Origin of the sequence: Streptomyces sp. NPDC092296 (genome assembly GCF_044755465.1) — a bacterium.
GTDB lineage: Bacteria > Actinomycetota > Actinomycetes > Streptomycetales > Streptomycetaceae > Peterkaempfera.
The window spans coordinates 80,861-88,871 of sequence record NZ_JBIVRB010000013.1; the positions used below are offsets into that span (position 1 = coordinate 80,861).

Sequence of the window (8,011 nt, forward strand, 5' to 3'; positions counted from 1 at the left end):
CGGCCGGGCAATTCACTCTCCCGGATGAAACTCGACTGCCGGGTCACTACTTCGGGTGCCCGAGCGTTTGCTCCGCGCAATCACGCGAAGGTAAGCCTTACCCGCCACTTCGCGGAGGTGTCCGGGCCGAGCCGCTGCCGCCCCGCGCCGCCCCGGACCCCGTCGCACCCCTGGAAGCGCCCGTGAACCCCGCCCTCACCGGCCCGGCCCGCACCGTACCGGCCCCCACCTCGCTCGCCCCGCTGACCACCACACCCGTCGTCCCCGCCCAGCAGTCCGCCCCTACCCAGCAGCCTGCCCCCGCCCAGCAGTCCGTGCCCACCGGCACCCGGCACGGCGCGGACCCGCTGCTGCACCCGGACCCGGCCACCGCCGCCGACCACGCCACCACCGAGAGCCTGCTGCGCTGCTGGACCCGGGAGACCGGGGTCGCCGCCCCCGCCGACGGCCTGCTGCGTATCCCGGTCGCCGCCGGAGCGGCCCGCCTCACCGTCCCCGTCCGCCACTGGTCGGCCGCCGGCTGGCACCGCTTCGGCCCGGCGCTGCTGGCACCGGTACTCGGGCTCGACGACGACCCCGGTACGGCGGCCGGCTCGCCCGTCGACGCGGTGACCATCGCCGCCCTGCTCACCCGGGCGGCCGGCTCGCCCGCCGCCGCGCACATCGCGGACCTGACCGGCCGGGTCGCGGACTCCGCCCGCCGCACCGCCGAATTCGTCGCCCACCGCCGCCGCCATCCCCGGCCGGCCCCGGGCAGCGACCCGTTCCCGTTCCTGGAGGGCGAGCAGGCCCTGCTCCTCGGGCATCCGCTGCACCCCACGCCCAAGAGCCGCGACGGCATCGGCGGCGCCGAGGCCGCCGCCTACTCCCCGGAGCTGCGCGGCTCCTTCCGGCTGCACTGGTTCGCCGCCGACCGCGCCCTGGTCGCCGCCGACTCCGCCCTGGCCGCCGACGCCGCAGAGATCACCGAGCGGCTGCTCGGCGGCGCCGCACCGCTGCCCCCCGACACCGTCGCACTGCCGCTGCACCCCTGGCAGGCCCGGGAACTGGCGCTGCGCCCCGCCGTCCGGGCGCTGCTGGAGAGCGGCCGACTGTTGGACCTCGGCCCGCACGGTGACCCCTGGCACCCCACCTCCTCGGTCCGCACGGTCTGCCGGCCGGACGTCCCCTACATGCTCAAACTCTCGCTCGGACTGCGCATCACCAACTCCTGCCGGGAGAACCTGCGCAAGGAACTGCACCGTGGCGTGGAGGTCCACCGGCTGCTGGAGAGCGGCCTGGCCGCCGAGTGGCACGCCCACCACCCGGGCTTCGACATCGTCCGGGACCCGGCCTGGCTGGGCGTCGACCTGCCCGACCAGCAGACCGGCACCCCCAGCGGTCTGGACACCGTCCTGCGGCAGCAGCCCTTCGGCCCGGCCGACCGGGCGGTGTGCGTCGCGGGGCTGGTCGCGGAGCGCCCGCTGCCGGACGCGGCGGCGCCCGACCGCGCGGCCGTCCCCTCCCACCTCGCGGACCTGCTGCTCACCCTCGCCCGGCGCGCCGGCCGCCCACTGCCCACCGTCGCCACCGAGTGGTTCCTGCGCTACCTGGACGCGGTGGTGCTGCCGGTCCTCTGGCTCGACGGGCAGGCCGGGGTGGCCCTGGAGGCCCACCAGCAGAACAGCCTCGTCCTGCTGGACCGCCATGGCTGGCCCATCGGCGGCCGCTACCGGGACAACCAGGGGTACTACTACCGCGAATCGGCCGCCGCCGCCCTCGCCGCCCGGCTGCCCGGGATCGGCGCCGACAGCGACACCTTCGTCCCCGACCGGATCGCGGACGAGCGCTTCGCCTACTACCTGGGCATCAACCACCTGCTCGGCCTGATCGGTGCGTTCGGCTCGCAACGGCTGGCCGACGAGCGGCTGCTGCTCGCCGCGCTGCGCCGCTTCCTGGCGGGCGACCCCGCCCAGGCCACCGGCTCCACGCTGCCCGCCCTGCTGCTGGACTCCCCGACGCTGCGCTGCAAGGCCAATCTGCTCACCCGGCTGGGCGGCCTGGACGAGCTGGTCGGCCCGGTCGAGACCCAGTCGGTCTACGTCACCATCCCCAATCCGCTCGCCGTCCCCAGCCCGCTCCCCGCCGCTTCCAATCCGCCGGCCACCCCGAACGGCTCGGCATGACCGCCCTGCCCGGCCCACCCGGCCCACCCGGCCCGTCCGCCCTGCCTGGCCCGTCCGCCCTGCCCGGCCCGTCCGCCCTGCCTGGCCCGTCCGCCCTGCCCGGCTCGTCCGCCCTGCCTGGCCCGTCTGGCCCGTCCGCCCGGTCTGGCCCGCCTGGCTCGTCCGCCCGGTCTGGCCCGTCCGGCTCGTCCACCCTGCCTGGCCCGCCCGGCCCGCCCGGCCCGCCCGGCCTGTCTGCCCTGTCTGCTCCGCCTGGCCCGTCCGGCTCGTCCACCCTGCCTGGCCCGTCTGGCCCGCCCGCCCCGCCTGGCCCGCCCGCCCCGCCTGGCCCACCTAGCCCGTCTGGCTCGTCCGCCCTGCCTGGCCCGTCCGGCCCACCTGGCCTGTCCGCCCCGTCCGGCCCGTCTGGCTCGTCCGCCTCGCCCTGCCCGTCTGGCTCGTCCGCCCTGCCTGGCCCGTCTGGCCCGTCCGCCTCGCCTGGCCCGCCTGGCCCGCCTGGCCCGTCTGGCCCGTCCGCCCCATCTGCTGCGCCCGCCCTGCCCGCCTCGCCTGGCCCGTCCGCCCCGCCTGGCCCGCCTGGCCCGTCCGTCCCGCCTGGCCCGCCTGGCTCGTCCGCCCTGCCTGGCCTGCCCGGCCTGTCCGCCCTGCCTGGCCCGCCCGCCTCGCCTGGCCCGTCTGGCCCGTCTGAGCCGCCTGGCCCACCTGGCCCGTCTGGCCCGTCCGCCCCGTCTGAGCCGCCTAGCCCGTCTGGCCCGCCCGCCTCGCCCGGCCCATCCGCCTCGCCTGGCTCGTCCGCCCTGCCCGGCCCATCCGCCCCGCCCGGCCCGGCCGCCCGGCCCCGGTCCGCGCCGCCGGGTCGGGAGGGCGGTGCCGCCGACCGGTCGGACGACGGCTGCGACTGGGGCGAACTGACCACCGCCGTCGGCCGGTTCCGGCTCCGCCCGGTCCGTCTCCCGGCGGATCTGGCCCTGGTCACAGCCTGGATGAACGACCCGGCGGTGGCCGAATTCTGGCGTCTCGACGGCCCACCGGAGACCACCGAGCGGCATCTGCGCGCCCAGCTCGCCGGAGACGGACACAGCGTCCCCTGCGTCGGCCTCCTCGACGGGCGGCCCATGAGCTACTGGGAGGTCTACCGCGCCGATCTCGATCCGCTCGCCCTGCACTACCCCGCTCGCCCGCATGACACCGGTATCCATCTGCTGCTCGGTCCGGCGGACACCCGTGGCCGGGGGATCGGCAGTACCCTGCTGGACGCCCTCGCTGCCCGCATCCTCCAATCCCGGCCGCACTGCACCCGGGTCGTCGCCGAGCCCGACGTCCGCAACGCCCCCTCCGTCGCGGCGTTCCGCAGAGCCGGCTTCCACTGCGCCGCCGAACTCGACCTGCCCGACAAGCGCGCCGCCCTGATGATCCGCGACCGCGCCCTCCCCACCGCCGGCTGACCCGCGCCGGCCGCGCCGCCCAGCACCGCGCCACCAGCGCCGCCCAGCACCGCAGCACCCGTGCCACCCAGCACCACCCAGCACCCGTGCCATCCGCGCACCCCGCTCCCGCACCGGACCGCCGACCGTCCCCTCGGCCGGCGGCCCGGTCAGGGAGCTCGGGCCTCCCTGTCCCCAGCCGCACCCCGGCCTCGTACCCCTGGAGCCCACCCGTGCAGAAGTCCCCTGCCTCCGACACTCCACTGCACCTCCCCGCGCAGCTCACCCCCGACCTGTGGCGGCAGGCGTGCCGCCGGATGCTGGCCAAGATGCTGGCCGAATTCGCCTACGAGGAACTGCTCACCCCGCAGGCCGACACCTCCACCCCCGCCCGAACCCCCGACACCGCCACCCAGACCCCCGCCACCCAGACCCCCGGCACCCAGACCCCCGGCACCGCGCTGCCCTACCGCCTTCCGCTCTCCGACGGCGTCGAATACCGCTTCCTGGCCCGGCGCGGCGCGTACGGCAGCTGGCTGATCGACCCCGCCGACATCACCGCCGCCGCCAACCCCGGCGCCGACCCGCTGCGGCTGCTCCAGCAGGCCCGCCACCAGCTCGGCCTCTCCGGCGACACCACCGGCCATCTCGTCCGTGAACTCACCGCCACCCTGCTCGCCGACGCCCACCACGCCCGCACCGCCCTGACCGCCGCCGAACTCGCCGACCTCGACTACGCCGACCTGGAGGGCCGGCAGACCGGCCACCCCTGGATCGTCCCCAGCAAGGGCCGCCTCGGCTTCTCCGCCACCGACACCGCCCGCTGGGCCCCCGAGGCCCGCACCCCGCACCGGCTGCCTTGGATCGCCGTCCACCGCCGCCTCGCCCAGTACCGAGGCACCGCAGGGCTGGACACCCCCGATCTGCTCTACGCCGCCGAACTCGACCCCGGCACCCGCCACGCCTTCCACCAGGCGCTGCTGGACCGCGGCGCCGACCCCGGCGACCACCTGCTGCTCCCCGTCCACCCCTGGCAGTGGGACGAGACCGTCGTCCCCCTCTTCGCACCCTCGATCGCCGCCGGTGACATCATCCCGCTCCCCACTGACAACGACCTCAGACTGCCCCAGCAATCGATCCGCACCTTCCTCAACACCAGCCGCCCCGACCGGCTCACCGTCAAGCTGCCGCTCGCCATCCTCAACACCCTGGTCTGGCGCGGACTGCCCACCGAGCGCACCCTCGCCGCCCCCGCCGTCACCGCCTGGGTGCACTCGCTGCGCGACCAGGACCCGTTCCTGCGCGACGAGTGCCGGGTGGTGCTGCTGGGCGAGGTGGCCTCCGTCGCCGTCGAGCATCCGCTGTACGGCCGGCTCCCGGAGGCGCCGTACCAGTACAAGGAGCTCCTCGGTGCCATCTGGCGCGAGCCACTGAGCCGCTACCTGGCGCCCGGCGAGCGGGCCCGCACCCTGGCCGCGCTGCTGCAGACCGGCTCCGACGGCCGCCCGCTCACCGCCGAACTGGTCGCCCGCTCCGGGCTGCCCGCCCGCGACTGGCTGCGCCGGCTGTTCGCCGCGATGCTGCCGCCGCTGCTGCGCTTCCTGTACCGCTACGGCATGGTCTTCTCGCCGCACGGCGAGAACGCGATCGTGGTCTTCGACGACCGGGACGTTCCGGTGCGCCTGGCCGTGAAGGACTTCGTGGACGATGTCAACGTCAGCGCCGAGCCGCTGCCGGAACTGGCCTTGATGCCCGCCGAGGTCTCCGCCGTGCTGCTGCGCGAGCGGCCCGACTTCCTCTGCCAGTTCATCCATTCGGGGCTCTTCGTCGGCGTCTACCGCTATCTGGCGCCGCTGGTGGAGCAGCACCTCGGCGTGGGGGAGGACGAGTTCTGGGGGCTGGTCCGCGAGGAGATCACCGCCCACCAGCGGCGGTTCCCGGAGCTGGCCGACCGCTTCGCCCTCTTCGACCTGCTCACCCCGCGCATCGAGCGGCTCTGCCTGAACCGCAACCGCCTGCTGCGGGACGGCTACCGCGACGCGCCGCGCCGCCCGCACGCGGCGGTGCACGGCACCGTGCCCAACCCGCTGCACCGTGGCCCGCTGCCCCGCCCGACCCCGGTGCCGCCCGCCAGGTCCGGCGGAAGCCGCTCCGCTGTCAGTGGCGCGCCGTAGGCTTGGCGGGCCATGACGAACGACTCCCCACCCCCGACAGCGGGGCCCGAGGCCGAGGGCGCTCCGGCCGCCCCCGCCGTGCCGGATGCCGACCGCGCCCGTATCCGGGAACTGCTCCATGCCGCCGTCACCGCCGTCGGCGGCGTCGAGCGCCCCGGCCAGGTCCAGATGGCCGAGGCCGTCGCCGACGCGGTGGCCGGCGGCGAGCATCTGCTGGTCCAGGCCGGTACCGGCACCGGCAAGTCCCTCGCCTACCTGGTACCGGCCCTGGCCCACGGCGACCGGGTGGTGGTGGCCACGGCCACCCTCGCCCTGCAGCGCCAGCTGGTCGAGCGCGACCTGCCGCGCACCGTGGAGGCGCTGCACCCGGTGCTGCGGCGCAGACCGCTCTTCGCGATGCTCAAGGGCCGCTCCAACTACCTCTGCCTGCACCGCGCCCACGAGGGCACGCCCAGCGACGAGGGCGAGGGCCTGTTCGACCCGGCGGAGGCGCTGGGCGGGCCCAGCAGCAAGCTGGGCAAGGACATTCTGCGGCTGCGCGACTGGGCGGACGAGACCGAGACCGGCGACCGGGACGACCTCTCGCCCGGCGTCTCGGACAAGGCGTGGTCCCAGCTGTCGGTCACCTCCCGGGAGTGCCTGGGCGCCAGCCGCTGCGCGTACGGCCCGGAGTGCTTCGCGGAGCAGGCCCGCGAGCGTGCCAAGCTGGCCGATGTGGTGGTCACCAACCACGCGCTGCTGGCCATCGACTCCATCGAGGGCGCCCCGGTGCTGCCGGAGCACGAGCTGCTGATCGTGGACGAGGCCCATGAGCTGGTCTCCCGGGTCACCGGTGTGGCCACCGCCGAGCTGACCGCGACGGCGGTCAACCGCACGGTGAAGCGGGCCGCCCGGCTGGCCAACGAGAAGGCGGTGGACGCCCTCCAGGCCGCTGCGGAGAACTACTACGGCCTGATGGAGATCGCCCAGCCCGGCCGGCTGGAGGAGCTGCCGGAGAACATCGCCTATGCGGTGGCCGCGATCCGGGAGGCGTCCCGGGCCGTGATCACCTCGCTGGGCGAGGTGCGCGACAAGGGCCTCTCCGACGAGGACGCGGTGCGCAAGCAGGCGATGGCCATGGCCGAGAGCCTGCACGACACCACCGACCGGCTGCTGGAGGAGTCGCCGTACGACGTGGTGTGGATCGACCGCAACGACCGCTTCGGCATGGGCGCGGCCTCGCTGCGGGTCGCTCCGCTCACCGTCTCCGGGCTGCTGCGGGAGAAGCTCTACGCCGAGCGGTCGGTGGTGCTGACCTCGGCCACCCTCAAGCTGGGTGGCGACTTCGGCGGGGTGGCGGCCTCGGTCGGCCTGCCGCCCGAGGGCCGGCTGCCGGACCAGCGCACTGCGGACGAGCCGGAGCGTGACCGGGGCGAGGGCGCTCCGCCGGCCTGGCGCGGGCTGGATGTGGGTTCGCCGTTCTCCTATCCCAAGCAGGGCATCCTCTATGTCGCCCGGCAGCTGCCGCCGCCGGGTCGGGAGCCGGACCGGCCGCAGATGCTGGACGAGCTGGCCGAGCTGATCGACGCCGCCGGTGGCCGCACCCTGGGCCTGTTCTCCTCGATGCGGGCCGCCCAAACGGCCGCGGAGGCGCTGCGGGAGCGGTTGGACAACACCATCCTGCTCCAGGGCGAGGACACCCTGGGCGAGCTGATCAGGGCCTTCGCGTCGGACGCCGAGACCTGCCTCTTCGGCACCCTCTCGCTCTGGCAGGGGGTGGATGTGCCCGGGTCGGCCTGCCAGCTGGTGGTGATGGACCGCATCCCCTTCCCGCGCCCGGACGACCCGCTGATGAGCGCCCGGCAGAAGGCGGTCGAGGAGGGTGGCGGAAACGGCTTCATGGCGGTCGCGGCGACCCATGCGGCACTGCTGATGGCGCAGGGCGCCGGCCGGCTGGTCAGGGCGGCGGAGGACCGGGGAGTGGTCGCGGTCCTCGATCCCCGGCTGGCGACGGCCCGGTACGGCGGATTCTTCCGTTCCTCCATGCCGGATTTCTGGTACACCACCGACCGGAATCAGGTGCGGCGTTCGCTGGCGGCCATCAATGCGTCGGCGCCCGAGCCCAAGCCGGTGGCCAAGCGCAAATAGCCGCCGGAATTCGCCAGACGTGGCTGTGGGGCCCCCCCCGGGGGGGCGGGGCCCCCCCCCCCGGGGGGGGGGTGCGGGGGCCGGCCCGGGCCGATGCCGCGCCACAAAGCGAGCACCCTGG

The 8,011-nt window shown here is 75.6% G+C and carries 4 protein-coding genes; all 4 read left to right on the forward strand.

Going from position 1 to position 8,011, the window contains the following annotated elements:
- Positions 1–182: 182 nt before the first annotated feature.
- The 4 genes from ACIQGZ_RS23570 to ACIQGZ_RS23585 all read left to right on the forward strand — a co-directional run bounded on the left by ACIQGZ_RS23570 (position 183) and on the right by ACIQGZ_RS23585 (position 7,890).
- A complete protein-coding gene (locus ACIQGZ_RS23570) occupies positions 183–2,165 on the forward strand; it encodes an IucA/IucC family protein (protein ID WP_402604933.1) in 1,983 nt (660 codons plus the stop codon).
- Positions 2,166–3,148: 983 nt separating this feature from the next.
- Complete coding sequence (locus ACIQGZ_RS23575; RefSeq protein WP_402604936.1) at positions 3,149–3,610, forward strand: GNAT family N-acetyltransferase; 462 nt, start codon at positions 3,149–3,151, stop codon at positions 3,608–3,610.
- Between the two features lie 296 nt (positions 3,611–3,906).
- Entirely contained in the window at positions 3,907–5,763 is a 1,857-nt protein-coding gene (locus ACIQGZ_RS23580; RefSeq protein ID WP_402605115.1) for an IucA/IucC family protein, read from the forward strand.
- Positions 5,764–5,775: 12 nt separating this feature from the next.
- Positions 5,776–7,890: an ATP-dependent DNA helicase gene (locus tag ACIQGZ_RS23585; protein ID WP_402604938.1), complete on the forward strand. Its 2,115-nt coding sequence runs from the start codon at positions 5,776–5,778 to the stop codon at positions 7,888–7,890.
- Positions 7,891–8,011: the final 121 nt, after the last annotated feature.